The sequence below is a fragment of the Vreelandella boliviensis LC1 genome (assembly GCF_000236035.1).
In the GTDB taxonomy this organism is placed as follows: domain Bacteria; phylum Pseudomonadota; class Gammaproteobacteria; order Pseudomonadales; family Halomonadaceae; genus Vreelandella; species Vreelandella boliviensis.
On sequence record NZ_JH393257.1, the window covers coordinates 1065809 to 1091009 of the forward strand.

General features: G+C 56.2%; 38 protein-coding genes and 1 riboswitch. Of the genes, 12 read left to right on the top strand and 26 right to left on the bottom strand.

The window, feature by feature from the left end; translation table 11 throughout:
* The first annotated feature begins 106 nt into the window (after window positions 1-106).
* Genes KUC_RS19685 through KUC_RS04630 form a run of 4 tightly spaced genes read left to right on the top strand, consistent with a single transcriptional unit; the run spans window position 107 to window position 3074 of the window.
* Complete coding sequence (locus KUC_RS19685; RefSeq protein WP_007111964.1) at window positions 107-256, top strand: hypothetical protein; 150 nt, start codon at window positions 107-109, stop codon at window positions 254-256.
* Window positions 253-987 (top strand): metal ABC transporter ATP-binding protein, encoded by a 735-nt coding sequence (locus KUC_RS04620; RefSeq protein WP_040479512.1) that lies wholly within the window; start codon window positions 253-255, stop codon window positions 985-987. Before KUC_RS19685 ends, KUC_RS04620 begins: the two co-directional genes overlap by 4 nt.
* A complete protein-coding gene (locus KUC_RS04625; RefSeq protein ID WP_007111966.1) occupies window positions 971-1861 on the top strand; it encodes a metal ABC transporter permease in 891 nt (296 codons plus the stop codon). The genes KUC_RS04620 and KUC_RS04625 overlap by 17 nt, the downstream gene beginning before the upstream one ends.
* 37 nt (window positions 1862-1898) lie before the next feature.
* A complete protein-coding gene (locus tag KUC_RS04630) occupies window positions 1899-3074 on the top strand; it encodes a metal ABC transporter solute-binding protein, Zn/Mn family (protein ID WP_007111967.1) in 1176 nt (391 codons plus the stop codon).
* Window positions 3075-3098: 24 nt separating this feature from the next.
* Here the strand turns inward: KUC_RS04630 and KUC_RS04635 are convergent, their stop codons facing one another.
* Window positions 3099-3974 (bottom strand): LysR family transcriptional regulator, encoded by an 876-nt coding sequence (locus tag KUC_RS04635; protein ID WP_007111968.1) that lies wholly within the window; start codon window positions 3972-3974, stop codon window positions 3099-3101.
* Between the two features lie 149 nt (window positions 3975-4123).
* On the opposite strand from KUC_RS04635, the gene ampC reads away from it, so the two are divergent.
* Window positions 4124-5299 carry a class C beta-lactamase gene (gene ampC, locus KUC_RS04640; RefSeq protein ID WP_007111969.1) on the top strand — a complete coding sequence of 392 codons (1176 nt, stop codon included), beginning with the start codon at window positions 4124-4126 and terminating at the stop codon, window positions 5297-5299.
* Window positions 5300-5430: 131 nt separating this feature from the next.
* Window positions 5431-6096 (top strand): cupin domain-containing protein, encoded by a 666-nt coding sequence (locus KUC_RS04645; RefSeq protein ID WP_007111970.1) that lies wholly within the window; start codon window positions 5431-5433, stop codon window positions 6094-6096.
* Here the strand turns inward: KUC_RS04645 and KUC_RS04650 are convergent.
* Window positions 6093-6461 carry a DUF6164 family protein gene (locus KUC_RS04650; protein WP_007111971.1) on the bottom strand — a complete coding sequence of 123 codons (369 nt, stop codon included), beginning with the start codon at window positions 6459-6461 and terminating at the stop codon, window positions 6093-6095. The genes KUC_RS04645 and KUC_RS04650 overlap by 4 nt on opposite strands.
* 9 nt (window positions 6462-6470) lie before the next feature.
* On the bottom strand, window positions 6471-7007 hold the full coding sequence (gene gloA, locus KUC_RS04655; RefSeq protein WP_007111972.1) for a lactoylglutathione lyase: 537 nt from the start codon (window positions 7005-7007) through the stop codon (window positions 6471-6473).
* A 244-nt stretch (window positions 7008-7251) separates the two neighbouring features.
* On the opposite strand from gloA, the gene KUC_RS04660 reads away from it, so the two are divergent.
* The 6 genes from KUC_RS04660 (at window position 7252) to KUC_RS04685 (ending at window position 11461) form a co-directional block, all read left to right on the top strand.
* Window positions 7252-7596 (top strand): hypothetical protein, encoded by a 345-nt coding sequence (locus KUC_RS04660; protein ID WP_007111973.1) that lies wholly within the window; start codon window positions 7252-7254, stop codon window positions 7594-7596.
* Window positions 7597-7650: 54 nt separating this feature from the next.
* Window positions 7651-7749: riboswitch (TPP riboswitch) on the top strand.
* 23 nt (window positions 7750-7772) lie between these two features.
* Window positions 7773-8582, top strand: coding sequence for a hydroxyethylthiazole kinase (gene thiM / locus KUC_RS04665; protein ID WP_007111974.1), 810 nt, complete (start codon window positions 7773-7775; stop codon window positions 8580-8582).
* On the top strand, window positions 8572-9204 hold the full coding sequence (thiE, locus tag KUC_RS04670) for a thiamine phosphate synthase (protein WP_007111975.1): 633 nt from the start codon (window positions 8572-8574) through the stop codon (window positions 9202-9204). The genes thiM and thiE overlap by 11 nt, the downstream gene beginning before the upstream one ends.
* Window positions 9201-10121: a LysR family transcriptional regulator gene (locus KUC_RS04675; RefSeq protein ID WP_007111976.1), complete on the top strand. Its 921-nt coding sequence runs from the start codon at window positions 9201-9203 to the stop codon at window positions 10119-10121. The genes thiE and KUC_RS04675 overlap by 4 nt, the downstream gene beginning before the upstream one ends.
* 63 nt (window positions 10122-10184) lie before the next feature.
* Window positions 10185-10649, top strand: coding sequence for a DoxX family protein (locus tag KUC_RS04680; protein WP_007111977.1), 465 nt, complete (start codon window positions 10185-10187; stop codon window positions 10647-10649).
* 74 nt (window positions 10650-10723) lie between these two features.
* Complete coding sequence (locus KUC_RS04685; protein WP_007111978.1) at window positions 10724-11461, top strand: DODA-type extradiol aromatic ring-opening family dioxygenase; 738 nt, start codon at window positions 10724-10726, stop codon at window positions 11459-11461.
* On the opposite strand, the gene trhP is transcribed toward KUC_RS04685, so the two are convergent.
* The 23 genes from trhP to rplP form a co-directional block, all read right to left on the bottom strand.
* Window positions 11454-12845 carry a prephenate-dependent tRNA uridine(34) hydroxylase TrhP gene (gene trhP / locus KUC_RS04690; protein WP_007111979.1) on the bottom strand — a complete coding sequence of 464 codons (1392 nt, stop codon included), beginning with the start codon at window positions 12843-12845 and terminating at the stop codon, window positions 11454-11456. The genes KUC_RS04685 and trhP overlap by 8 nt on opposite strands.
* 140 nt (window positions 12846-12985) lie before the next feature.
* The gene (locus KUC_RS04695; RefSeq protein ID WP_040479515.1) at window positions 12986-13861 is read right to left on the bottom strand and encodes a DMT family transporter; all 876 of its coding nucleotides are present in this window, start codon (window positions 13859-13861) and stop codon (window positions 12986-12988) included.
* Between the two features lie 154 nt (window positions 13862-14015).
* On the bottom strand, window positions 14016-15419 hold the full coding sequence (locus KUC_RS04700) for a D-alanyl-D-alanine carboxypeptidase family protein (RefSeq protein ID WP_141243443.1): 1404 nt from the start codon (window positions 15417-15419) through the stop codon (window positions 14016-14018).
* A gap of 248 nt (window positions 15420-15667) precedes the next feature.
* The gene (rplQ, locus tag KUC_RS04705) at window positions 15668-16054 is read right to left on the bottom strand and encodes a 50S ribosomal protein L17 (protein ID WP_040479518.1); all 387 of its coding nucleotides are present in this window, start codon (window positions 16052-16054) and stop codon (window positions 15668-15670) included.
* Window positions 16055-16093: 39 nt separating this feature from the next.
* On the bottom strand, window positions 16094-17089 hold the full coding sequence (locus KUC_RS04710) for a DNA-directed RNA polymerase subunit alpha (protein WP_007111983.1): 996 nt from the start codon (window positions 17087-17089) through the stop codon (window positions 16094-16096).
* Between the two features lie 98 nt (window positions 17090-17187).
* Window positions 17188-17808: a 30S ribosomal protein S4 gene (rpsD, locus tag KUC_RS04715; RefSeq protein WP_008959152.1), complete on the bottom strand. Its 621-nt coding sequence runs from the start codon at window positions 17806-17808 to the stop codon at window positions 17188-17190.
* A 12-nt stretch (window positions 17809-17820) separates the two neighbouring features.
* Entirely contained in the window at window positions 17821-18207 is a 387-nt protein-coding gene (gene rpsK, locus KUC_RS04720; RefSeq protein ID WP_007111985.1) for a 30S ribosomal protein S11, read from the bottom strand.
* 39 nt (window positions 18208-18246) lie between these two features.
* Window positions 18247-18603: a 30S ribosomal protein S13 gene (gene rpsM, locus KUC_RS04725; protein ID WP_007111986.1), complete on the bottom strand. Its 357-nt coding sequence runs from the start codon at window positions 18601-18603 to the stop codon at window positions 18247-18249.
* Between the two features lie 123 nt (window positions 18604-18726).
* Complete coding sequence (gene rpmJ, locus KUC_RS19255; protein ID WP_008959154.1) at window positions 18727-18840, bottom strand: 50S ribosomal protein L36; 114 nt, start codon at window positions 18838-18840, stop codon at window positions 18727-18729.
* Window positions 18841-18905: 65 nt separating this feature from the next.
* The gene (gene secY, locus KUC_RS04730) at window positions 18906-20237 is read right to left on the bottom strand and encodes a preprotein translocase subunit SecY (RefSeq protein ID WP_040479522.1); all 1332 of its coding nucleotides are present in this window, start codon (window positions 20235-20237) and stop codon (window positions 18906-18908) included.
* A complete protein-coding gene (gene rplO / locus KUC_RS04735; RefSeq protein WP_040479525.1) occupies window positions 20238-20672 on the bottom strand; it encodes a 50S ribosomal protein L15 in 435 nt (144 codons plus the stop codon).
* Between the two features lie 3 nt (window positions 20673-20675).
* Complete coding sequence (gene rpmD, locus KUC_RS04740; protein WP_040479528.1) at window positions 20676-20858, bottom strand: 50S ribosomal protein L30; 183 nt, start codon at window positions 20856-20858, stop codon at window positions 20676-20678.
* A 6-nt stretch (window positions 20859-20864) separates the two neighbouring features.
* Entirely contained in the window at window positions 20865-21365 is a 501-nt protein-coding gene (gene rpsE, locus KUC_RS04745; protein WP_007111990.1) for a 30S ribosomal protein S5, read from the bottom strand.
* A gap of 11 nt (window positions 21366-21376) precedes the next feature.
* Window positions 21377-21727 (bottom strand): 50S ribosomal protein L18, encoded by a 351-nt coding sequence (rplR, locus tag KUC_RS04750; RefSeq protein WP_008959159.1) that lies wholly within the window; start codon window positions 21725-21727, stop codon window positions 21377-21379.
* Between the two features lie 9 nt (window positions 21728-21736).
* The gene (gene rplF, locus KUC_RS04755) at window positions 21737-22267 is read right to left on the bottom strand and encodes a 50S ribosomal protein L6 (RefSeq protein ID WP_007111992.1); all 531 of its coding nucleotides are present in this window, start codon (window positions 22265-22267) and stop codon (window positions 21737-21739) included.
* A 9-nt stretch (window positions 22268-22276) separates the two neighbouring features.
* The gene (gene rpsH, locus KUC_RS04760) at window positions 22277-22669 is read right to left on the bottom strand and encodes a 30S ribosomal protein S8 (RefSeq protein ID WP_007111993.1); all 393 of its coding nucleotides are present in this window, start codon (window positions 22667-22669) and stop codon (window positions 22277-22279) included.
* 32 nt (window positions 22670-22701) lie between these two features.
* Complete coding sequence (gene rpsN, locus KUC_RS04765) at window positions 22702-23007, bottom strand: 30S ribosomal protein S14 (RefSeq protein ID WP_040479530.1); 306 nt, start codon at window positions 23005-23007, stop codon at window positions 22702-22704.
* Window positions 23008-23017: 10 nt separating this feature from the next.
* Entirely contained in the window at window positions 23018-23557 is a 540-nt protein-coding gene (gene rplE, locus KUC_RS04770; RefSeq protein WP_007111995.1) for a 50S ribosomal protein L5, read from the bottom strand.
* An 18-nt stretch (window positions 23558-23575) separates the two neighbouring features.
* Window positions 23576-23890: a 50S ribosomal protein L24 gene (rplX, locus tag KUC_RS04775; protein WP_007111996.1), complete on the bottom strand. Its 315-nt coding sequence runs from the start codon at window positions 23888-23890 to the stop codon at window positions 23576-23578.
* Window positions 23891-23904: 14 nt separating this feature from the next.
* Window positions 23905-24276: a 50S ribosomal protein L14 gene (gene rplN / locus KUC_RS04780; protein WP_008959163.1), complete on the bottom strand. Its 372-nt coding sequence runs from the start codon at window positions 24274-24276 to the stop codon at window positions 23905-23907.
* 49 nt (window positions 24277-24325) lie between these two features.
* The gene (rpsQ, locus tag KUC_RS04785) at window positions 24326-24586 is read right to left on the bottom strand and encodes a 30S ribosomal protein S17 (RefSeq protein ID WP_007111998.1); all 261 of its coding nucleotides are present in this window, start codon (window positions 24584-24586) and stop codon (window positions 24326-24328) included.
* 1 nt (window position 24587) lies between these two features.
* Window positions 24588-24779, bottom strand: coding sequence for a 50S ribosomal protein L29 (gene rpmC, locus KUC_RS04790; RefSeq protein WP_007111999.1), 192 nt, complete (start codon window positions 24777-24779; stop codon window positions 24588-24590).
* Complete coding sequence (rplP, locus tag KUC_RS04795) at window positions 24779-25192, bottom strand: 50S ribosomal protein L16 (RefSeq protein WP_007112000.1); 414 nt, start codon at window positions 25190-25192, stop codon at window positions 24779-24781. The genes rpmC and rplP overlap by 1 nt, the downstream gene beginning before the upstream one ends.
* Window positions 25193-25201 lie beyond the last annotated feature (9 nt).

Genomic DNA, 25201 nt, shown 5'->3' on the forward strand with positions numbered 1-25201 from the left:
CGCTATATCTTTGCCAGTGCGGCGTGAACGCGTAAAATAATCAGCAATTTTTTAGCCTTATTTAACGTTATGTTATAACCTATTTACTATTATACGAGGCCGCTTGATGAGTGAGCATACGCACCGCCATAACAAGGAGGGTCCCTGCCACTTCTCCTTGATGTCGCTATCGGCTACTAAACGGCTGCTGTTTGTTGCCGTGCCGCTGTTGGCACTCTGGGGGTTGGTGGTTTGGGCTGGCGGATGGTTAGGATGAGTCAGCGCTCTTTATCACGTTTACAGCTGCACAATCTGCACTTGGCCCAGGCACGCCGCACGGTGCTGGAGCACCTTGAGGGTGACTTTAAGCCGGGCGCCATTACCGCGCTGATCGGCGCCAACGGTGCCGGTAAAAGCACGTTGATTCAGGCGATCATGGGCGAACTGCGGCCCATTAGCGGTGAAGTGGTATGCACCGTTGCAAAAGAGCGCCGGGCTTGGCTGCCCCAGCAGTTGGCGTTAGACCTGACCTTCCCCATGAGCGTGGAAGAGCTGGTAATGACCGGCAGTTGGCCCAGCCACGGCGCGTTAACCGGCTACTGTGCGGCGCACTACCGCAAAGGCCGCGAGATTATGGCGCGGCTGGGTATTTCGCACTTGGCACACCGCCCGCTGGGCGAGCTTTCCGGCGGCCAACGTCAGCGTGCCCTGATTGGCCGTACGTTAATGCAGGAAGCCGAACTGCTACTGCTTGATGAGCCGTTTGCCAATGTGGATAGCGAAACTGTAGATATTTTAATCCGCATCCTGCGCCAGATGGCGGACGAGGGCGCGACGATTATTGTCGTGCTGCACGACATGGATCACCTGCGCCGCCTGGCCGATGAAGTGCTGATGCTAAACGGCGGCCATGGCCGCTGGGTCGCGCCTAGTGCGCTGACGCATCAACAGGCGCCCGCTCAGGTAGTGCCGTTTACCATGGGAGGACGCCATGCTGGATCTGCTTAATGCGTGGTTTATCAGCCCGTTCGATTACGGTTTTATGCGCCGTGCGGTGGTGGGTGGCTTAGCGCTTTCGCTGGCCGCCCCGCCGCTGGGGGTATTTTTGGTACTGCGCGGCATGAGCCTGATTGGCGATGCCATGGCCCACGCGATTCTGCCCGGTGTGGCGCTGGGCTTCCTGCTGGCGGGGTTTTCGCTGCCGATTATGAGCATTGGCGGGGTGCTTTTTGGGTTAATGGTCGCGCTGTTGGCGGGGGCGGTATCGAAAATGGGCGGCCAGCGCGAAGATGCCGCCATGGCGAGCTTTTTTATTATCTCACTGGCCGCCGGAGTGATGCTGATTTCGCTGGGCGGTAGTAGCGTAGATCTCACTCACGTGCTGTTTGGCTCGATTTTGGCGATCAACTCTACCGCACTGCTGCTGATCGCGGGTATCAGTACGCTGATTGTAGTGACCCTGGCGGTGGTGTTTCGCGCCTTGGTAGTGGAGTGCCTTGACCCGCTGTTTTTACGCGGCCAGAGCCGTCGCAGCGGCTGGGTACACAGCGTGTTTTTGGGGCTGCTGGTACTCAATCTCACCGCCGGTTTTCAAACCCTGGGCACGCTGATGGCAGTGGGGCTGATGATGCTGCCCGCCACCTCGGCGCGCTTTTGGAGTAAACGCTTAGAGGGCTTGATCGGCATCGCCATTGTGCTGGCCATGGTGGCAAGCACCGGCGGCCTGCTGCTGTCGTTTCATCTGGATATCCCTTCAGGCCCCAGCATTATTCTGCTGGCCGGGTTTGGTTACCTCTTTTCGGCCCTGTTTGGTCGTTACCACAGCTTGGCTGCCAAATTGCGGCGTAAAACCACGCCGCTGGCTGTTGAGCCGGGGTCTTAATTTCCGTATTCATGCTTAACCGTAAAAGGAGTGCTGTATGTCTTTTGCCCATTTATCATTTCGGTCATCGCGCTGGTTAGTCGGCGTCTCGGCTATGCTGGCACTACCTGCGGCCATGGCGAATGAGCGCGTTCAGGTCGTTACTAGCTTCTCGATCCTTGCCGATATGGTGCAAAACGTAGGCGGCGAGCATGTCGAAGTAACCTCCCTGGTGGGCGCCGATGGCGACGCCCACGTTTACTCCCCCAGCCCTGGCGATGCCCGTTCCCTGGCCAATGCTGATTTAGTGGTTTTCAACGGCCTACTGTTTGAGGGCTGGATGGAGCGTTTGATTAGCGCCAGCGACTATTCAGGGGCTTTGGTCACCGCCACCGACGGTATCGAGCCGCTCTCTTTCGCTGAGCATAACGAGCATGGGCATGAGGCTCATGGCCATGAAGAGCATGCCCACGAAGAACACGGCCACGATGACCACGATCATGAAGAACATGACCATGACCATGACCATGACCATGATGAGCATGATCACGCAGAACATGCGGATGAGCACGCCGGTCACGACCATGGCAATCAAGACCCCCACGCCTGGCAGGATATGCACCAGGCTGAGGTGTATATCGCCAACATCCGCGATGGCTTAATCGCCACCGACGCTGATAACGCCGATGCCTACCGCGCCAATGCGGAGCAGTACTTACAGGAAATCGCCGAGGTAGACGCCGAGATCCGTGCGCTAATTGACGAGATCCCGGCTTCCACCAGCGTGATTACCGGCCACGACTCCTTTGGCTACTTCTCAAGCGCTTATGGCGTGACCTTCCTCTCTCCGGTAGGGCTTTCTACGGAAGCTGACCCCAGTGGCGCCAGCATGGCGGCGTTAGTGGATGTGATCGAGCAGGAGAACGTGAAGGCGCTGTTCCACGAGAACATGACCAACCAGTCAATCATCACCCAGCTAGCTGAAGAGACCGGCCTGCCGATTGCCGGCACGCTTTACGCCGATGCGTTAGCCTCGGAAGGCGAAGCCAGTACCTACCTGGGCATGATGCGCCACAATGCCCATGTGCTGCACGATGCGCTGGCCCAGTCTGGTGGTCATGAAGAGCATGGCCATGAAGAGAGCGGTCATGACGATCATGAGCACAGTCACGAGCACGATGACCATGACCATGACCATGACCATGACCATGACCATGACGAGCATAGCCACTAAGCGGGCCGGATAAACAAGCGCTGCTCAGGCATTAATCGCCGTGAGCAGCCACTCCCGGAAAGATGCCATGGCGCGGGTTTCCGGGCGTGTCTGCAGGCGAGTCAGCCAGTAACCGCCCAGGCTAACAGTGGTGTCGAAAGGCTGTACCAGCGCACCACTGCTCAGTTGGCGGGGGAACATCAGCGGTGGCGCCAGCGCCACGCCTGCTCCTTGTAGCGCTGCTTCTACCATAGCGATGGAAGAGTCAAACACAATGCTGTTGGTCATCGGAAAGCTGCGCGGCAGCCCTGCTGCTAATAGCCACTCTGTCCACTCATCGGCGCGGTAAGAGCGCAGCCAGGTCTCGCCTAATACATCGGCCGGGGTGTTAAGCCGCGCAGCGATGTCGGGTATGCACATTACCGAGAGTGACGCCGGTAGTAGCGGCTGCGCCGCGGTGCCATGCCAGGCACCCGTGCCAAAGCGGATCGCAAAATCGAGCCCTTCACCGGCAATATCCGCGCGGTTGTTATGGGTGGAAAGTCGCAAATCGACAAACGGATACTTGTCCTTAAAATCCGCCAGCCTTGGCAGCAGCCAGCCGACGGCAAAAGTGCCGACCACCCCGACGTTTAACACTTCCCGGTAACTGCTCTCGCCCACCCGTTCCAACGTATGGGCTATCTGATCGAATGAACTCTTCAATACCGGCAACAGCAGCTCCCCCTCCTGGGTAAGCATTAGCCCCCTGGGCAAGCGCTTAAACAGCGGCACCTTTAACTGCGTTTCGAGCAGCTTCACCTGATGGCTGACCGCCGCCTGGGTGACATGCAGCTCTTCAGATGCTCGGGTAAAGCTTAGATGCCTGGCCGACGCTTCAAAGGCGCGCAACGCCTTCAACGGCAGATAAGGACGCACCACCTTAACCCCCAAATTTTTCTAATAGCTCGGGCAAAATATCGCTGTTTGTTAACTCACACAGCACACCGTAAATTAACCCCTGCCACGCTCTTTACAGCGGGTGATACCACCCAGCTTTCTCTCAGCGTTAATCACAACAGGATATTGGTATGGGTAAGATATTATCAGCAAAATCCGGGCTTATCATGACAGGTTCTCTTCTAGTCGGCAGCTATGCATGGGCATCTGATACTGCTGAAAACGCCGATATCGAGGCGCTGGTGAACGACACTATTGCGCCTTTGATGGCGGAGCACCGTATTCCAGGCATGGCGGTCGCTGTGAGCATCGGTGGCCAACAGCATTACTTTAATTATGGGGAAGCTGACCAAGAAGCGGGCATTCCAGTTACCGATGAGACGCTGTTCGAGCTCGGCTCGATCAGTAAGATCTTCACGGCGGCGTTAACAGGCTATGCCCAGACCAGCGGTGCCCTTTCGCTTTCCGACCCGGCCAGTCAGTACCTGCCAGCCCTTGAAGGCAGCGTCTTCGATGAGATCACACTGCTGGAACTGGGCACCTATACGGCAGGCGAGCTGCCGCTGCAGTTTCCCGATGCGGTACAAAGCGAAGCGCAAATGCTCGACTACTATCGCCAGTGGCAGCCTGAATCTGCCCCCGGCAGCCAACGCCTCTACTCCAACCCGAGCTTAGGCCTGATGGGCTATTTAACCGCCCAGCGCCTTGGCAAACCGTTCGAGACGCTGATGCAAGAAGCGCTGTTCGCCCCGCTGGGGCTTGAGCATAGCTATTACCAGGTACCGGAATCGCAGCAGGCGCACTACGCCTACGGTTACTCAAAAGAGGATAAGCCCATTCGGGTCAACCCAGGCATGCTGGATGCTCAAGCTTACGGTCTGAAATCCACAGCCGCCGACGTGCTGACGTTCGTGGAGGCGCATATGGAGGTGCCAGGGCTCGACGACGAGTCACTCAGCCAAGCCTTGGCAGCCACGCGCACAGGCTACTTTGAGTTCGGTGATATGACCCAAGGGCTGGGTTGGGAAAGCTACGCCTACCCGGTGGCGCTTGAGCAGTTACTGGCGGGCAATTCCCTTGAGATGATTCTGCAGCCCAACCCCGCCAACCGCTTAACCCCACCGCTAGCCCCCAGACAGGAAGCGCTTTACAACAAAACCGGCGCGACCAACGGCTTTGGCGGCTACGTGGCCTTTGTGCCCAGCGAGCAAATTGGCATTGTGCTGCTGGCCAACCGCAACTACCCCACCCCAGCACGTATCGAGGCAGCCCACCATATTCTTACCTCGTTGACTGAAGCGCCCTAAGTAAGCGTCCAGACACCTTGCCGCCGCCTTCGGGCGGCTTTTGGGTTGCATTTTTCGCTGTTGATAAGGAGACTAGCAGGCTGCTAACACCCCCTCCCGTTACTAACCTTCACTGCGAAGAGCCCTTTCCCATGCGTTTAAACGCCGATTTTAGCCACTTTGCCTGCGTTACCCCGGAAGAGTATCAGTGGGTCGACTCCCCCAGTGCGGGGGTAGAACGCATGATGTTTGACCGTATTGGCGACGAAGTTGCCCGCGCCACCAGCCTTGTCCGTTACGCCCCCAATACGCAGTTTGAGCGGCATACCCACGGCGGCGGCGAAGAGATTCTAGTGCTGGAAGGCGTGTTCGCCGATGAGCATGGGCGCTACGCGGCGGGCAGCTACCTAAGAAACCCCATCGGCACCGGCCATACGCCAAACATTGGCGAGGAAGGCGCGCTGATTTTTGTCAAACTGCACCAGTTCGATCCTAACGACACGCTACAGCTGGCGGTGCCGGCCCATCGGCTGCCCTGGCAGCCGGATCGGCGCCCGCGCATTGCCTATAAGATGCTGCACACCTACAAGCAGGAGCGTACCAGCTTGGAACGCTGGTCGGCAGGCACGTCCATTGCCTACCCCACGCTGCTGGGCGGTCTGGAGTTGTTGATTCTGGAAGGCACGCTGAGCGATAGCGAGCAGAGCTACACAGCGGGCACCTGGTGTCGCTACCCCAGCGGTGCAGCACCGGCATTAACCGCCGGTGATGATGGCGTCATGATGTACCTCAAGCGCGGCCACCTACCTGCGGCTTAGGCGCGTGACAGGCCCAGGAACGGCAGTAGCGTAAGGGCGGCAATAAGTCCCACGGCTACGAGCACCAGCACGACCTGCAGCGGGTGAGCGGCCAGGCGCTTCCACAGGGTCATCTGCTCGCCCCGCTCAACTGCCGCCTGGTGCTCCCGCTGGACGCGCTCAAGGCGCTCCGCCTGATAGGCCTCTAATGCCGCGATGGCAGCGTCATGTTGATGCGGGTTGCGCAGCCAAATAGCATCGATGCCCAAGCGGAAGAAACCCGCCTGGGTTTCATAGGTATCAAAGCCATGGGCGGCGAGCAGGTCACGCACTTCCATGGCTTCTTCGTCGGTCACATGGCGCAGCCGGAACAGTAGTTCAGCCATAGGCGTGCCTCAAGAGTCGCTCTTTCCTACCATCAGGTCTGCCTGAATCACTTCGATCCAGTAGCCGTCCGGGTCTTTAACGAAGATAACATCTTTCATCTTGCCTTGATCAGAGCGTTTGACGAAGGTGACATCGTGCTCGTCGAACCACGCCTGGGCCGCTGCTAGATCCGGCACGTTAAAGCAGATATGTCCGAAGCCCTGGGGTTCGGCGTTGCCATCGTGGTAGGCAAAGTCGTCCTTATGCTCGGTGCCCCAGTTATGGGTCAACTCTAACAGCCCCTTCTGACTAAACGTCCAGGCGGTACGCGCTTGCGCATCTTCCGGCACACTGTCGTTGGGCTCCAAGTTGGCCAGGAAATACAGTGAGAACTGCATCTCTTCGAAATCCAGCCGCCGCATCACCTGCATGCCAAACACTTTTGAGTAGAACGCCAGTGCCTGTTCAGGGTCTTTCACCCGCAGCATGGTGTGGTTTAAACGAAACCCTTGGGTCTGGGGTGGTGTGGCCACGACGCCGGGATGCTGCTCGCCTTGAAAACTCATTTCGCTCTCCTGTCGCTAATGTTGCTCATTGGCTCTATTGAGCCTCATATACCGCTTACCATGGGGGCTTTGTTGCCATAATGCTAGCCCTTACAAGCACGTAGGCCGTGTCTTCTCGATGCACCGATAAGCGCACTGGCAATCATAAACAAAACCCCTACACTTATTATTCATAAGCTTTACAAAAGCAATTCCCGCAACATGAGTGATGCCCCACATTTGAGGCGTCCACCAGGAGTTTTCCATGAGTGCGATTGATATGACACTGGGTGACCAGCTGACGCTTAAACAGCTTGCCAATGCGCTTCACAACGGTTTTTCACCGATTGTTGAAGTTGAGTCGATGGATGGGATCTACAAAGTGCGTTTTCACCACGCCAACGGCGTGTCTGACCTGAGCGATAACAAGGGCCACGTCAGCACTTTTCTGGGCACGGGTGAAATCCGCGACACGCTTGGTCAACTGGGTTTGACCCATGGCGTACTGACCTTCGCCGACCAGTGCGGTGACGAGATGATTGGGGTAGAAGGTAAAGCGATAACGCCTGATGAAATGCTTACCTACGGTACGCGCATTTCATTTCGCTAGATGGCCATCATCCGCATTCGGGGCTTTACAGGGCTACTGCAGGCAAGGATAGTAATCGCTCGACAGGGGCGCCCTCCGTCACGGATGGGCTGAGAAGCACCCTTTGAACCTGAACCGGATAACACCGGCGTAGGGAGTCGTGGTACTGCTTACCACCTCCCTGCCGGGAGGATGCTATGACCCTACGCCCGCTTGGCGATTACCTTGAGACGCTGCGCACAACGACACCACTGGTTCACTGTATGACCAACTATGTGGCCATGAACAGCACTGCCAACCTGTTGTTAGCTACCGGCGCGTCGCCCGCCATGCTGCATGCGCCTGAAGAAGTGGCTGAGTTCACAGCTATTTCCGCGGGGCTGTCGATTAACATCGGCACTATCTCCTCCCACTGGGCTGACGCTATGCTGACCGCCACAGCGACCGCCCAGCAGAATGCCATTCCCTGGGTATTAGACCCCGTCGCCGTTGGCGCGACGCGCTATCGCCAAACGCTTTGCACGCAGCTGCTGGCTGCTAAACCCAGCGTGATTCGTGGCAATGCGTCTGAAATTCTTGCCCTTAACGGCTTAGCCAGCCAAGGCCGCGGGGCGGACTCGACCGCCGCTACCGACCAAGCCGTGGACGCAGCGATAGCACTGGCACACAAACACGCCTGCATTGTAGCAATGACCGGTGAAAGCGACTGGGTGACGGACGGCACACAGCACTACCGTATTCGCGGTGGCCACCCTTTGATGCCCCGCGTGACAACGCTTGGCTGTGGGCTGAGCGCGCTAGTAGCGGGGTTTGTCGCTGCAAATCGCGACTCCCCTCTGGGTGCAACAACGGCCGCGCTGGCCTGCTTTGCCATCGCCGGTGAACGGGCGGGCAGCAACGCCCAGGGGCCTGGTAGTTTTCAAGTGGCACTGCTGGATGCGCTGTACCAACTCAACCCTGAAGACCTCACCACCCATGCACAGTTGGAGACAATCCATGCCGCTTGATCTATCGCTTTACTTAGTAACCGACGCTGCACTGTGCGGCGATGTGGGTTTGGAGCAGACGGTTGAAGCCGCGGTAAGAGGCGGTGTAACCATCGTACAGTTGCGTGATAAGCATGCCAGCGATGAACAGATGATTGTCCAAGCCAAACGGTTAAAAGCGGTTCTAGCGGGCACAGGTGTGCCGCTGATCATTAACGACCGTTTGCAGGTGGCGCTTGAAAGCCAGGCAGATGGCCTGCATGTCGGCCAGAGCGACGCCGCCGTTCAGGCAGCGCGCCGGTTGTTAGGTGAGCAGGCTATTATTGGCCTGTCGATCAACACTATCGCCCAGCTGCAAGCCACGCCGTTTGAACTACTCGACTATGTGGGGATTGGTCCCGTATTTGGCACCCAGAGCAAACAGGATCACGCCCAGCCCATCGGCTTTGGCGGCTTGGCTTCGCTGGTCAAGGCTTGCCCACTACCCAGCGTGGCCATCGGGGGGCTGAAAGCCAGCCATGCGATTAGCGTGCAGCGGGCGGGAGCGAACGGTTTAGCGGTGATATCGGCCATTTGTGGTCAGCCCGACCCCTACCAGGCAGCGCGCACTTTTCAAGTTTTCCAAGCCGCTTCTGCGTCATGAATCAGTTAGAGCATATCGTGGCTTTTGTGCGGGTAGCCGAACTGGGTAGCTATACCCGCGCCGCTGAAACGCTGGATATTTCCCGCTCTCGCGTATCACGCCAGGTCATGGCACTCGAAGGGGCATTGGGTGCGCGACTGATACAGCGCACCACGCGACGGCTACACCTCACTGAGGCCGGGGAGCGCTATTTAGTCCGCGCCCAGGGGGTACTGCAAGCGCTTGAGGAAGCCGACGCCGAGGTGGGCCAAGGTACCAGCGATGTGCGCGGGCGGCTGCGCGTTAATGGGCCAATGAGTTTTGGCACCCGCTACCTGGCGCCTCTCGTTGCTCAATTTATGCAGGCCCACCCGGCGCTTGAAGTGCGATTGGATCTGAACGACCGTCGCGTTGATCTGTTGGAAGAGGGGTATGACGTCGCCATTCGTATCGGCAGCCTTCCAGACTCAAGCCTGGTGGCGCGCCGCCTAACCCGTTGCCGCCTGCTGTTTTGCGCATCACCTGAATACCTTGCCGTCCACGGTGAACCCCGCAGCGTTAAGGCCCTTGCCGACCACCACTGCCTGCGCTATCGCAGCGGCCAGCACAGCGCTGACTGGCAGATTGCCACACAGTCATTGACGGTCAGTGGCCCGCTGGAAAGCAATAATGGCGATGTACTCACCCACGCCGCAGAAGCGGGCTTAGGCATCGCTCAGCAGCCCAGCTTTCTAATCACAGAGAGTATCGCCAGCGGGCGTTTAGTGCCCATTTTGACCCATGAGCCAACGGTGCGGCTTGATGTTCACGCGCTCTACCCCGCCCGGCGTTACCTGCCTGCCAAGGTGGAGCGCTTTATCGACCTGCTCACCGAGGCATGGGGCGATCCACCGGTTTGGGAGCAGAACATCGGATTGTCGCCAATTACGCAACAGTGATGTGCACAATGTGCTGATTATCTCGATATGATCCGACGGTAAAGTAGTGCCATCAACCACTTGATGGAAGCTACTTCTATGACAACCCCTACTCACGCCACTCCTTCTCTACAGCACTCTCTACAGCACTCTCTACAACACTCTCTACAGCCCCATGCTATCTCGCTACTGCGTATTGCCTTGGGGGTAATGGCCCTCGCCCACGGTTTGCTCAAGGTGTTTGTGTTTACCCTGCCGGGCACCGTCGGCTATTTTGAATCACTGGGTTTACCTGGATTTCTGGCCTACTTGACCATTGCTGCCGAAGTCGGCGGCGGTATCGCCCTGCTGCTTGGCGTATATACCCGCTGGGTGAGCCTGGCCCTGGTCCCGGTGCTGCTTGGTGCTGCTTTGGTGCATTTTGGCAATGGTTGGATGTTCTCAAATGCCGGAGGCGGCTGGGAATTCCCGGTATTTTGGGCAGTTGCTCTGATCGTTCAAGCGGGGCTGGGCAGCGGCCGCTGGGTTTTAAGCCGCCGCTTCGCCTAATGCTAATGCCTACCTAAAACAATCGCCAGTGCTCGCTTCACCGCCAGCTCTGGCACTGGTGTGGAGAGTCACTGATGTTACCTAGCCTGTTTATTTCCCATGGTTCGCCCATGCTGGCGCTTAATAAAACCCCGGCTCACGCCTTTCTACGCGAACTGGGCAAACGGCTTTCGCCCAAGGCGGTGGTAGTGGTGTCGGCACACTGGGAGAGCCTGGCGCTCAAGGTCAGTACCAGCGCCAAGCCGGAGACCATACACGATTTTGGCGGCTTCCCACGGGCACTGTTCGAGTGCCAGTACCCCGCCCCTGGAGAGCCTGAACTGGCAGAGCGGCTTGCCGTGTTACTGGGCGCTGAACGGGTAGAGCGCGGTTTTGATCACGGCGCCTGGGTGCCCCTTTCGCTGATGTTTCCTGACGCCAAGGTGCCGGTTGTTTCCCTTTCGCTACCGGTGCGCTGGAGCAATCAAGAGCTGGTCGCGCTGGGCGAGCGCCTGACGGCACTGCGGAAAGAGGGAATTTTGGTTATTGGCTCGGGCAGCCTGACCCACAACCTGTATGAACTCATGCCCCAGGATAGCCCCATGCCTGCCTGGGCAGATGAATTTGCCACTTGGGTGAACGACCGCCTTATCGCCAACGACCGTGAGGCGCTGCTGCACTGGGAGCAAGCGCCCAACGCGCGGGAGAACCACCCGACCCTTGAACACTTCCAGCCGCTGCTGGTGGCCATGGGGGCAGGAGGCGACGCAAAACAGCTGCACCACAGTGTGGAGCACGGTGTGCTTGCGATGGATGTTTATGCGTTTAGCTAATTGATACCCCTAGCGATTCAGGTTGTGCTGCGTTGGAAGGCGTGAGATCACGCATTAAGAGCGCAAACTCAAGCTGTTCAGGAGTAATGCTGACATTGGGGATGGGGATATGCACGCGATGCCCCGAGCCAGGTGCTGCGCTTTGCGCTTCACCACGCCGGTTTTCGATATGGTCGAGCACGAAGCGGTGATTGCCACTTGGCAGCATAAGCTCCATGCCATCCCCCACTTCGAAACGGTTTTTAACCTCTACCTCCAGCGTGCCATGAGCCGGATCAAAACCCAGCACTTCACCGACAAACTGCTGGTGTACACCAATGGAGTGCCCCTGCTCATAGCTTTGGAATTCACCGTGCACATGGCGCTGATAGAAGCCTTCGGTGTAGCCTCTATTCGCTAGGTTCTCCAGTTCATCCATTAGCCTTTTATTAAAGGAACGCCCAGCGACGGCGTCATCAATGGCTTGCCGATAGACTTGCGCTGTACGCGCAACGTAATAATGGGATTTGGTGCGCCCTTCAATCTTTAGTGACGCCACGCCCATTTGATTCAGGCGAGCCACGTGCTGCACCGCTCGAAGATCCTTGGAATTCATGATGTAGGTGCCGTGCTCATCTTCATACACAGGCATCAGCTTGCCAGGGCGGGAAACGTCTTCAATCAGCGCCGAAAGCTCGTCCTGATTGGCAGCCGCTGCGTTGCCAGCTCCATGGGTGGGTATTAAGTCGCCCGTGTCATCATGGGTCGCCGCTATGGTGTTGTATTTCCAGCGACAGGCGTTTGTGCAGGTACCTTGGTTAGGGTCTCGATGATTGAAATAACCCGACAGCAGGCAACGCCCTGAATAGGCGATACACAGCGCGCCGTGAACAAAGGTTTCGATCTCTAAGCCTGGGCACTTGTCGCGTATTTCGCCGATCTCTTCCAGTGACAGCTCCCGGGACAAAATGATGCGGCTAATACCTTGCCGCTGCCAGAACTGGGCGGCAGCCCAGTTGACTACATTCGACTGCACCGAGAGATGGATAGCTTGTTCCGGCCAACGTTCGCGTACCAGCATAATTAAGCCAGGATCCGACATAATCAGCGCATCGGGCCCTGCCTCAATCACCGGCTCCATGTCCTGCAGGTAGGTTTTCAGCTTGCTGTTGTGAGGGGCAATGTTGGATGCCACATAAAACTGCTTGCCCCGTGCATGGGCGTACTCAATACCGCGGTGTAAGTTATCAATTTTAAAATCGTTGTTACGCACCCGCAGAGAGTAGCGCGGCTGCCCTGCGTAAACCGCATCAGCCCCATAGGCAAAGGCGTAACGCATGTTTTTGAAGGTACCGGCAGGGGAAAGCAGTTCGGGGGCTTGCTTAAGTCGTTCGGGAGCTTGCATAGTCAGTCACCGTGATCAAGACGATGGCACGCAGCGGACTGCGATGAAAGGGCTGGATTATAACCAGCCCAATCACGCTGTGTTGCTAAGCACACAGCTTCCGTGACCTAGATCATAAAGTAACGGTAGAGCGCCTTTGGCTATGCGGTTGGGCGGCGCTTAAGGGTTGTCCTACGGTCGTGATACGCCACCGCTAACCCGCTACCCATTATCAAGGCGCTGCCTACCCAGACCCAGAGATCCGGCATTTCACCCCAGAACCACCAGCCCAACAGAACCGCCCAGAGCATGGCGGTGTAATCAAACGGAGCGGCGATGGCCGCAGGCGCAAACCGAAAGGCCAAGGTAATAAAAGCGGTGGCCGCGACGCCCAATATTCCCGAGGCGAGAAACCCTACCCAGTGCCACGGGAGGGGTGTTTGCCACACCCACGGCAGCGTTAGCGCGGTCACGGCCAGCGGCACACAGGTCATGTAAAACAGCATTGCCCAGAGGTGTTCGCGGGCGCCGTAGCGGCGAGCGGTAATCATCATCAGCGCATAAAATAGCGCCGCGCCCACCAACACCAGCGCGCCAATCTGAAATGCATCGCCGTTAGGCCGCACCACGATCAGAACCCCCACAAAACCCACTAAGGATGCAATCAGCACCGGTGGGTCAATACGCTCACCCAGCAATGGCACCGAGAGTAAAGTCACGAACAGCGGCGCCACAAAGGCAATCGCCGTGGCTTCCGCAAGGGGCAATAGCGTTAACCCCCATACGAAACAGACCATGGTGGCGGTATAGATCAATCCGCGCAGAAAATGGACGCCCGGCCGTTTAGTCCGCAGCTTGCGCAACCCTCCGGCAAAATGGGCAAGTAGCGCAATCATCGGTAGCGAGACCAGAGCACGGAAGAAAATAATCTGCAGCGGTGAATGCACCTCGCCTAACCATTTGGAAACGGCGTCGCCTAGGGCTAAAAACAGAACGCCAAAACACATGCAGAGTATGCCCTTCAGCGAGGTTGTCATCGCGCGCTCTCCGTTTGGCTGTTGATCGCTGACTCAAAATCGTGAACGGTTAACTGCTATTTGTTAACGGCCTAAAAGCAAAAACCCCGCCTGTTAAGCATTGGCGGGGTGGGCTAGCACCAAAGCTAGCATACCAACTCAGTTACTGGCCCAATTACAGGCTGGCGTTGACGACCATGCAGTCCATGCCTTGGGAGTGTAGCTCACGACACGCTTGGCGAGCGCGCGGTTCATCCAGCGCCATTAGACGGGCGCGATAAACCGGGTTTAGACCCTCTACTGTGTCCACAGCCACACGCCCACCTAAACTCTCGGCGATGCGCTGAGCCGCCTGCTGCGCCAATTGCCGCGCTTGGGCTTCTCGGCTGAAAGCCCCCACCTGAACCCCCCAGCCACCGCCTGTTCCATCAGTAGAAGCCAACTGCCTCTCTCGCTCAATAAAGGCTTGCAGTGGATCGCGCTGCGTAACCTCGCTCTCAGGAGCAGGGCGCTGAATGGTAGCTATATCGGCCAACTGCTCATCAATATCCACAACGGACGTTGCAGGGACAGAATTTGCTGACGCAGCATCAAATGATGGTGATGACGTTGTAGTTTCTACTACTGCCAACAGCGGTTGACGTGGCGCAGGCTGCTGTGGCGCAATCGGCTGAGCAGGTGGCGCAAAGGCCATAAATTCGCGTGAGAAGCTGGTGTCGCCCATCCAGCTTTGCTGGTCGCGTAGCGACGCACGCAGGAAGCTGCGGTCTAGTAGGTTGGCCATATGATTATTCCGCGATTGTGATGTAAATCCACCCATTACAACCCCTACCAATCGCCGATTACCGCGAACCGCGGTAGTTGCCACATTAAAGCCAGAAGCACGAATAAAACCGGTTTTTAAGCCATCCGCGCCCGGGTAGTCGCGCACCAACTGATTGTGACTGGTATGCCGGGTACCGCGGTAGCTAAACTCTTGAAGGCCAAAGTAGTGGTAGTACTGAGGGAAATCCTGCATCACCCGCACCGAAAGCGTCAGCATATCCCGCGCGGTGGTGATCTGACCGTCATCCGGCAAGCCAGAGGCATTGCGAAAGGTAGTGGCATGCATGCCCAGCTCGCGCGCCTTGGTGGTCATCATCTGTGCAAAATGCGCTTCGCTGCCCCCCAGCGCTTCGGCGACCACAGCTGCAACATCATTGGCAGAACGAACCGCTAGGGCGCGAATAGCGGTATCAACTGGAATAGTGCTACCAGCAGCCAGCCACAGCTTTACGGCAGGCTTGGCGGCCGCATAATGAGAGACAGGCAAAGGCTGATTTAAACGCAGGCTACCTTCTTCTAACGCTTCAAAGGTCAGATAGAGCGTCATCATTTTGGTGAGTGACGCAGGGTAGCGCTGATCGTCAATGTTCTCGGCGTAGAGCACCTCGCCATTATCCAAGTCCACGACAATCCCCGCGTAGCGTGGGTTGTCGGCCTGAACGCTGGAGACCATGGACAGCGTAAGCAGTAGTAACATACTCAGTGCCCATACCGCCGACGTTCCACCGGCGATCTTTTTTACCCTCGCATACATACCTGCCCCTTGCTTGTTATCAATGCGCTAGTACCTATCCACTGTTTAACTACCATGCCACATTCAGGGTACAACGCAAGGCTTTCCCTGGCGGCATGGCAACCCTCACTACGTTTAATAATAAGCCGAGTATAGGTGATTAATACGCAGTTAAGCGTAGAAAAAGAGAACATAAATACACGCATAAAAAAACCGACCCTCAAAGGGGTCGGTTTTCATTCGCTACCAAAGAGGCCTAGCGCAGAGGATTACTCTTCTGCAGCTGCTTCTTCAACAACCGGACGGTCAACTAGCTCAACGAACGCCATAGGCGCGTTGTCGCCGGTGCGGAAGCCGCACTTAAGGATACGGACGTAACCGCCCGGACGCTCGGCATAACGCGGACCTAGTTCATCGAACAGTTTACCGACGGCTTCTTTAGAGCGCGTACGGGCAAACGCCAAACGACGGTTTGCAACGCTATCCTGCTTAGACAAGGTGATCAGCGGCTCGATAACGCGACGCAGCTCCTTGGCTTTGGGCAGGGTTGTCTTAATGACTTCATGTTCGACCAGCGAGACAGACATGTTCTTAAACATGGCCTGACGGTGCGAGCTGGTACGATTCAGATGACGACCACTCTTACGATGACGCATGGTTGTAATTCCTTACCAAACTGGGACTCAAGTCGACGCTCACGCGGAGGCTTTGTCGTCCTTTAGGCTTGCCGGTGGCCAATGTTCCAACCGCATGCCAAGGGACAAGCCGCGAGCCGCCAATACATCTTTGATTTCATTCAAAGACTTTTTACCGAGATTCGGTGTCTTCAACAGCTCAACTTCTGTGCGCTGGATAAGATCACCGATGTAGTAAATATTCTCGGCTTTTAGGCAGTTCGCGCTACGAACGGTCAACTCAAGATCGTCTACGGGGCGCAATAGAATTGGATCGACATGATCCTCTTCCTCTTCGACTTCCTGTTCTTTATCAGCTTCCAGGTCGACGAAGGCGGCCAGCTGCTCTTGCAGGATGGTCGCACTGCGACGGATAGCCTCTTCCGGATCCAGGGTACCGTCGGTTTCCAAATCGATAATTAGCTTATCGAGATCGGTGCGCTGCTCTACACGAGCGGCTTCAACCGAGTAAGAAACACGGCGGACAGGGCTGAAGGTGGCATCCAGCTGCAGGCGGCCAATGGCACGTGTCTCTTCATCTGAGCCACGCGCGTCAGCCGGCTCGTAGCCACGACCCAGCGCTACCTTAAGCTGAATTTTCAGCTCGGCACCTTCATTGACATGAGCAATGACGTGGTCCGGGTTGACGATTTCGACGCTATGATCAAGCGCAATGTCGCCAGCGGTGACGACGGCTGGGCCCTGCTTGTTCAGCGTGAGCACCGCCTCATCGCGGCTGTGCATCTTGATCGCAACATCTTTCAAGTTCAGGAGGATTTCAATGACATCTTCCTGCACCCCTTCGAGCGCACTGTATTCATGCTCAACACCGGCGATTTCAGCCTCTACCACAGCACAGCCGGGCATAGACGAAAGCAGAATGCGGCGCAGTGCATTCCCCAGGGTGTGACCAAAGCCACGCTCGAACGGTTCGAGCACAATTTTGGCGTGATGTGCGCTGATTTCTTCGACCTTGATGTCGCGAGGACGGAGAAACTCTGTCACTGAACGCTGCATATGAACACCTTTCAGGCTGCCAAACGGATACTTGGTACTCGGTACGACCTGGTACTGGCTTTAAACCGGCACCAGATCGACAAGAAACAGAAAACTGCTTACTTGGAGTACAGCTCGACGATCAGGTTTTCGTTGATGTCGGCAGACAGGTCACCGCGTTCAGGCAGAGCCTTGAAAGTGCCTTCCATCTTCTTGGCGTCGATTTCGATCCAAGCGATATCGCCACGGTTGGCCGCAATGGACAACGCGCTTTGAATACGTGCTTGGTTTTTCGCCTTTTCGCGAATGGAAACAACGTCACCCGGCTTCACTTGATAGGAAGCTACGTTAACGGTGCGACCGTTCACGGAAATCGCCTTGTGGCTGACCAGCTGACGCGCTTCAGAGCGAGTCGAACCGAAGCCCATGCGGTAGACGACGTTATCCAGTCGGGATTCGAGCAACTGCAACAATACCTCACCGGTTGCGCCTTTCAGGCGAGCGGCTTCTTTGTAGTAGTTACGGAACTGTTTTTCGAGTACGCCATACATGCGACGTACTTTTTGCTTCTCGCGAAGCTGCAAGCCGTAGTCTGAAAGACGTTGACGACGTTGGCCGTGTACACCCGGAATCTGCTCGGATTTACACTTTTTCTCGAAGGGAGTCACGCCACTCTTCAAAAAGAGATCGGTGCCTTCACGACGAGACAGTTTGCACTTCGGTCCAATATAACGAGCCATGAATCTGTCTCCTTAAACGCGGCGTTTCTTCGGCGGACGGCAGCCATTATGGGGAATGGGCGTCGCGTCTACGATGCTTTGCACGCGGAAGCCTGCGGCATTCAATGCGCGCACGGCGGATTCACGACCGGGACCTGGGCCTTTAACCAGTACGTCTACGTTTTTCACACCATACTCGGCTGCAGCAGTTGCTGCACGTTCGCTTGCCACTTGAGCAGCGAACGGGGTGCTCTTGCGAGAACCACGAAAACCCGAACCACCGGCAGTTGCCCATGAAAGAGCATTGCCCTGGCGGTCTGTGATCGTCACGATCGTGTTGTTAAAAGAGGCATGGATATGCGCAATCGCATCCACTACCTGCTTTTTAACCTTTTTACGGTTACTACGCGGGTTAGCCATGTTGATGTCTATTCCTGTCTTTACGCCAGAACGTGCGTGTTATTTGCGGATCGGCTTACGCGGGCCCTTACGGGTGCGCGCGTTAGTCTTAGTCCGCTGACCACGCAGCGGAAGACTACGACGATGACGCAGACCACGGTAGCAGCCTAAGTCCATGAGACGCTTAATGTTAAGCGTAACATCACGACGAAGGTCGCCTTCTACGGTGTACTTGCCAACTTCAGAACGCAGGGTGTCGACTTCTTCAGAAGACAGATCCTGGATCTTGGCATTCATGGCAATACCGGCTGCTGCACAGATGTGCTCAGCACGGGTACGGCCAATCCCGAAGATATAGGTCAGCGAGATCGCCGCATGCTTGTTGTCCGGGATATTGACGCCTGCAATACGGGCCATCAGCTTACTCCGAAATTTGAGCGGCTTGCTCGTTTATTCATCTACAAAAGGCGCAACAGCATACCCCTTTGAGTGCCCTAAGGCAAGGGGTATGCTGGCACCCGCTTAATACAACCCAGGCTATTAACCCTGGCGTTGTTTGTGCCGCGGCTCGCTGCAGATGACGCGGACAGCGCCATTGCGACGAATGATCTTGCAGTTACGGCACATTTTCTTTACGGAAGCTCGAACTTTCATCGATCTTTCTCCAAAAACCGGCTCGCGGCGCGCCACTCTCTAATTTAATAGGGGTGGACGGCGCCTCAGCGCATGATACCGCCGCTACCGTAGCCTTTCAGGTTGGACTTCTTCATCACTGAGTCATACTGATGCGACATGAGATGCGACTGCACCTGGGCCATGAAGTCCATGATGACCACGACTACGATTAACAACGAGGTACCGCCGAAAAAGAACGGCACGTTCCACGCCACAATCAAGAACTGGGGCATCAAGGAAACCGCAGTGATATACAAGGCACCGAACAGGGTCAGACGTGTCATGACCTTGTCGATATAGCGAGCGGTCTGCTCGCCGGGGCGAATGCCCGGCAGGAAAGCGCCTGACTTTTTAAGATTGTCAGCCACATCCTTGGGGTTGAAGACCAGCGCTGTGTAAAAGAAGCAGAAGAATACCACTGCCGCCGCGAAAAGCAAGATGTAAAGCGGTTGACCTGGGCCTAATGCTTGAGATGCACGCTGCAACCACTCCATACCTTCACCGGCACCTACCCACTGACCAATAGAGGCCGGGAAGAGCAGGATACTGGAGGCAAAAATCGCCGGGATAACACCGGCCATGTTGACCTTCAAAGGCAGGTAGCTACTTTGCCCTGCATACATCTTATTGCCCACTTGTCGCCGAGGGTAGTTAACCTTAAGGCGGCGTTGGCCACGCTCAATGAAAACTACAAAAGCGACAGTCGCAATACCTAACACTGACAGCGCTAACAGCGGCAGAACATTCCAGGCCCCTTCATTACGGGCAAGCTCGAAGGCTTGGCCCACGGCACTGGGTAGTCCAGCAACAATACCGGCGAAAATCAGCAGCGAAATACCGTTGCCGATGCCCTTCTCGGTAATCTGCTCACCTAACCACATCATAAACACCGCGCCCGATACAAACGTAATCACGGCGGTGAAAAAGAAGCTGAAGTCAGCAGTGTACGCGATGCCTTGGCTAGCCAGACCGACGGACATACCGACAGCCTGGACAAACGCCAGTATCACCGTGCCGTAGCGGGTGTACTGGCTAATCTTGCGGCGGCCAGCCTCACCCTCTTTCTTGAGTTGTTCAAGATGAGGGGAGACCGCAGTCATGAGCTGCATGATAATTGACGCCGATATATAGGGCATTATACCCAGGGCGAGAACACTCATGCGCTCCAGGGCGCCACCCGAGAACATGTTAAACATGCCAAGGATGGTGCCCTGTTGCTCCCTAAACAAGGCAGCAAGCTGGTCAGGATTGATACCGGGAACGGGAATGTGGGCACCAATACGGTACACCACGATGGCGAGGAGCACGAAGCGCAAACGCGCCCACAGTTCACTCAGACCGCTGCCCATCGCCGGCATGTTTCCTGACTTGGCCATTTAGTCCTCTACCTTGCCGCCAGCGGCTTCGATCGCTTCACGGGCACCTTTGGTGACCTTGATTCCGCGAACGGTAACCGCTGTTTTCAGTTCGCCAGAAAGGATGATCTTCGCGTGTAGCGTAGAATCCTTCAGCACGTTGGCTTCTTTCAAAGAAGCCATGGTGACTTCGCCACCGGCAACTTTAGCAAGCTCAGCCAGGCGTACTTCTTCAGAGACCAGAGACTTTGCAGACGTAAAACCGAATTTCGGTAAACGACGCTGCAAAGGCATCTGACCGCCTTCGAAACCGGGCTTAACACTGCCGCCACTACGTGCTTTCTGACCTTTGTGACCACGGCCACCGGTCTTACCAAGACCGGAACCGATGCCACGACCCACACGCTTTGCAGCGTGCTTGGAGCCCGGAGCCGGGCTTAGGCTATTGAGTTTCATGGATTACTCTCCCTCAACGCGCACAAGGTAGTTAACCTTGTTGATCATGCCGCGTACGGCGGGGGTGTCTTCCAGTTCAACCGTATGACCGATGCGACGCAGACCCAAGCCCTTCATAGTAGCTTTGTGCTTGGGCATGATGCCGATGGTGCTCCGGATCTGGGTAAACTTGATCGTTGCTGCCATGGTGTCTTACCCCGTGATCGCTTCGACAGACAGACCGCGCTTAGCGGCCACGTCTTCCGGTGCTTGCATGGAGGAGAGACCTTTAACAGTCGCCCGTACCACGTTAACCGGGTTAGTGGAACCGTAGCACTTGGCCAGTACATCGTGGACACCGGCGAGCTCTAATACAGAGCGCATGGCGCCACCGGCGATAATACCGGTACCTTCTGAAGCCGGCTGCATGTACACCTTGGAAGCACCGTGACGGGCTTTGACCGGGTACTGCAGCGTATGGCCAGCAAGGTTCACCTTGACCATGTTGCGACGAGCTTGATCCATCGCTTTCTGGATTGCGACAGGCACTTCACGCGCCTTGCCACGACCGAAACCGACACGACCTTTACCATCACCAACGACGGTCAGTGCGGTGAAGCCGAAAATACGACCACCTTTGACCACCTTGGCGACGCGGTTGACCTGCACTAACTTCTCTTGCAGATCACCGCTTTGCTGTTCGTTCTTCGCCATCGTAAAACCCTTTAGAATTCCAGGCCGCCTTCACGTGCGGCGTCGGCCAGCGCCTTGACGCGGCCGTGATACTTAAAGCCAGCACGGTCGAAGGCCACCTGGGTGATGCCTGCTTCTTTAGCGCGTTCAGCAATCAGAGCACCTACTTTAGAGGCCGCATCTGAATTGCCGGTCGCACCCTCGCGCAGTGCTTTGTCCAGCGTAGAAGCACTGGCTAGCACCTTGCCACCATCCGGCGAGATAATCTGCGCATAGATGTGACGCGGGGTACGGTTGACGCACAGGCGATACACGCCCAGCTCGCGGATCTTTGCGCGAGCGCGGCGGGCACGACGGAGACGAGATTCTTTCTTCGCGTTCATAACCCTGCCTTACTTCTTCTTGGCTTCTTTGCGACGCACCTGCTCGTCGGCGTACCGAACACCCTTGCCTTTGTACGGCTCGGGAGGACGGAAGGCGCGGATTTCCGCGGCGCACTGGCCGAGCATCTGCTTATCCGCGCTTTTCAGCACGATAACGGTGTTCTTCGGCGTTTCCGCTGAGACACCTTTAGGCAGTTCATAGTCGACCGGGTGCGAGAAGCCCAGTGAAAGATTGAGCGTCTGGCCCTTAGCTTGGGCACGATAACCGACGCCAACAATTTCGAGAGTTTTTGTGAAACCCTCGGATACGCCCGTTACCAGGTTCTGAACTAGGGCGCGGGTAGTACCGGCCATGGCCCAGCTCTTGGCAGACTCACTCGGGGCGAAGGTCAGCTGGCCATCTTCTTGACCGACCACTACATCAGAGTGGATGGTCATAGATAGCGTGCCCTGGCCGCCTTTGGCGGTTAGCTGGTCAGCATTGATTTTAATCTCAACGCCGGCAGGCACTTTAACCGGATATTTCGCTATGCGGGACATTCCAGCCTCCTAGAATACGGTGCAGATGACTTCGCCACCGACACCCGCTTGGCGCGCGGCACGATCGGTCATGACACCATTTGATGTGGTGACAATCGCGATACCCAGGCCATCGGCAACCTTAGGCAAGTTGTCCTTGCCCATGTAGCGGCGCAGGGACGGCTTGGAAACCCGCTGAATGTGCTCAATGACCGGCTTACCCTCAAAATACTTGAGAGTCACGGTTAGCTCAGGCTTAGCGCCCTCTGCTACCGCAAAGTCGGCAATATAGCCTTCTTCCTTTAGCACTCGGGCCACTTGCACTTTCAGCTTGGAGGACGGCATGGTTGCCGTCTCCTTGGTGGCCATCTGCGCATTGCGGATACGGGTAAACATATCCGCCAGAGTGTCTTGCATGCTCATTTAATGTGCGCTCCTGATAATTCTACGTGGCGTTACCAACTGGATTTTTTCAACCCAGGAACGTCGCCACGCATGGCGGCTTCACGCAGCTTGTTACGGCCGAGACCGAACTTGTTGTAAAAACCGTGCGGACGACCGGTGATACGGCAGCGGTTACGCTGACGCACCGGGCTTGAGTCGCGCGGCAGTTGCTGCAGCTTCAGCGTCGCCTCGAAGCGGTCTTCCTCAGTCGTATTCACGTCTGAGATGATCTTCTTGAGTTCAGCGCGCTTGGTCGCATACTTCGCGACCAGCTGAGTACGCTTAAGCTCACGCTCTACCATACTTTTCTTAGCCATGATCCCAGCCCTATTTCTTGAACGGGAAGTTCAGCGCGGTTAGCAGCGCACGACCTTCCTCGTCGGTTTTGGCGGTCGTCGTGATTGTGACGTCCAACCCCCGGATGCGATCGATTTTATCATACTCGATCTCCGGGAAGATGATCTGCTCACGCACACCCATAGAGTAATTGCCACGACCGTCGAAAGACTTCGGGTTGAGACCACGGAAGTCACGCACGCGGGGAATCGCAATGTAAACCAAACGGTCCAAGAAGTCCCACATACGCTCTGCGCGCAGTGTTACCTTGATGCCGATTGGCCAACCTTCACGTACCTTAAAGCCCGCGATGGACTTACGTGCCTTGGTCACCAACGGTTTTTGACCAGAGAGCTTCTCTAGATCGCCGATGGCATTGTCAATCAACTTTTTATCGTTGACTGCTTCGCCGATACCCATGTTCAGAGTCACTTTCGTGATCCGGGGTACCTGCATAACGTTGGCATAGCTGAACTCTTCTTTGAGTTGAGCTGCTACCTCGTTTTGATAACGTTCTTTCAAGTTCGCCATTTTGCTACCCGACTCGCGTTAGGCGTCGATCTGCGTCTGCGTCGACTTGTAGATACGTACCTTGGTACCGTCTTCCTTCACTTGGAAGCCGACGCGATCCGCCTTACCGGTCTCCGAATTGAAGATGGCTACGTTGGACGCGTGAATCGGAGCCTCACGCTCGACGATACCGCCCTGATTACCCGCCATGGGATTTGGCTTGGTGTGACGTTTAATCATGTTCACACCGGACACCAAGAAGCGGTTTTCTAGTACCCGCTTAACGGTGCCACGTTTGCCTTTATCCTTCCCGGCGATGACGATGACTTCATCGTCACGTTTGATCTTTTGCATATCCGCCTCGCTCCTTACAGCACTTCAGGCGCTAAGGAAATGATCTTCATGAACTTTTCATTACGAAGTTCACGAGTCACCGGCCCAAAAATACGGGTACCGATTGGCTGTTCGTTGGTGTTATTCAACAAAACTGCCGCATTTCCATCGAAACGGATGAGCGAACCGTCGGGACGACGGACGCCACTACGGGTCCGGACCACGACCGCTTTTAGCACCTGGCCTTTTTTGACCTTGCCACGCGGAATCGCTTCCTTAACCGTGACCTTGATGATATCACCAACGCGAGCGTAACGACGGTGTGAACCGCCTAACACCTTGATGCACTGCACCCGGCGCGCTCCGCTGTTGTCGGCGACATCCAGCATTGTCTGAGTCTGAATCATCGGTTTTCTCCAAACCTAATCTGACTGCACTGGTTGACAAGCCTTGGGATTAACCCTTGGCGTGTTCAACCACCTCGACCAGCGTCCAAGCTTTTTTCTTGGAAAGCGGACGGCACTCTTGAATAGAGACCGTATCGCCTGCCTTAGCTTGGTTCGCCTCATCATGGGCGTGCAGCTTGGTGGAGCGCTTAACGTATTTTCCGTAGATCGGGTGACGCTCGCGCCGCTCGATCATGACGACGATGGACTTGTCCATCTTATCGCTCACCACTTTACCGGTGAGCGTACGCTTTGTGTTTTCTTCGGCCATCTCAATCACCTGCCTTCTCGTTGAGCAAAGTCTTTACGCGGGCAATATCCCGACGGACCTGCTTGAGCAGATGAGTCTGGCTCAGTTGGCCAGTGGCCTTCTGCATGCGCAGGTTAAACTGCTCGCGGAGGAGTTCGAGGAGTTGCTCCTGGAGCTCTCCTGCGGACTTTTCACGAATTTCCTGGGCTTTCATCACATCACCGTCCGTTTCGCAAAGGTGGTGGATAAGGGCATTTTCTGTGCGGCAAGCTCAAACGCTTCACGTGCGAGCTCTTCCGACACGCCTTCAATTTCATACAGGACCCGACCCGGTTGGATCTGGGCAACCCAGTACTCAACAGAACCTTTACCTTTACCCATACGAACTTCGAGCGGCTTCTTGGAGATCGGCTTATCAGGGAAGACGCGGATCCAGATTTTACCGCCACGCTTAACGTGACGTGTGATCGCACGACGGCCAGCTTCGATCTGACGCGCAGTGATGCGGCCGCGACCAGTAGCTTTAAGGCCGTATTCCCCGAAGCTGATCTTGCTTCCGCGATGCGCCAGGCCACGGTTGCGGCCTTTCATCATCTTGCGGAATTTCATACGCTTGGGCTGTAACATCGACTCGCT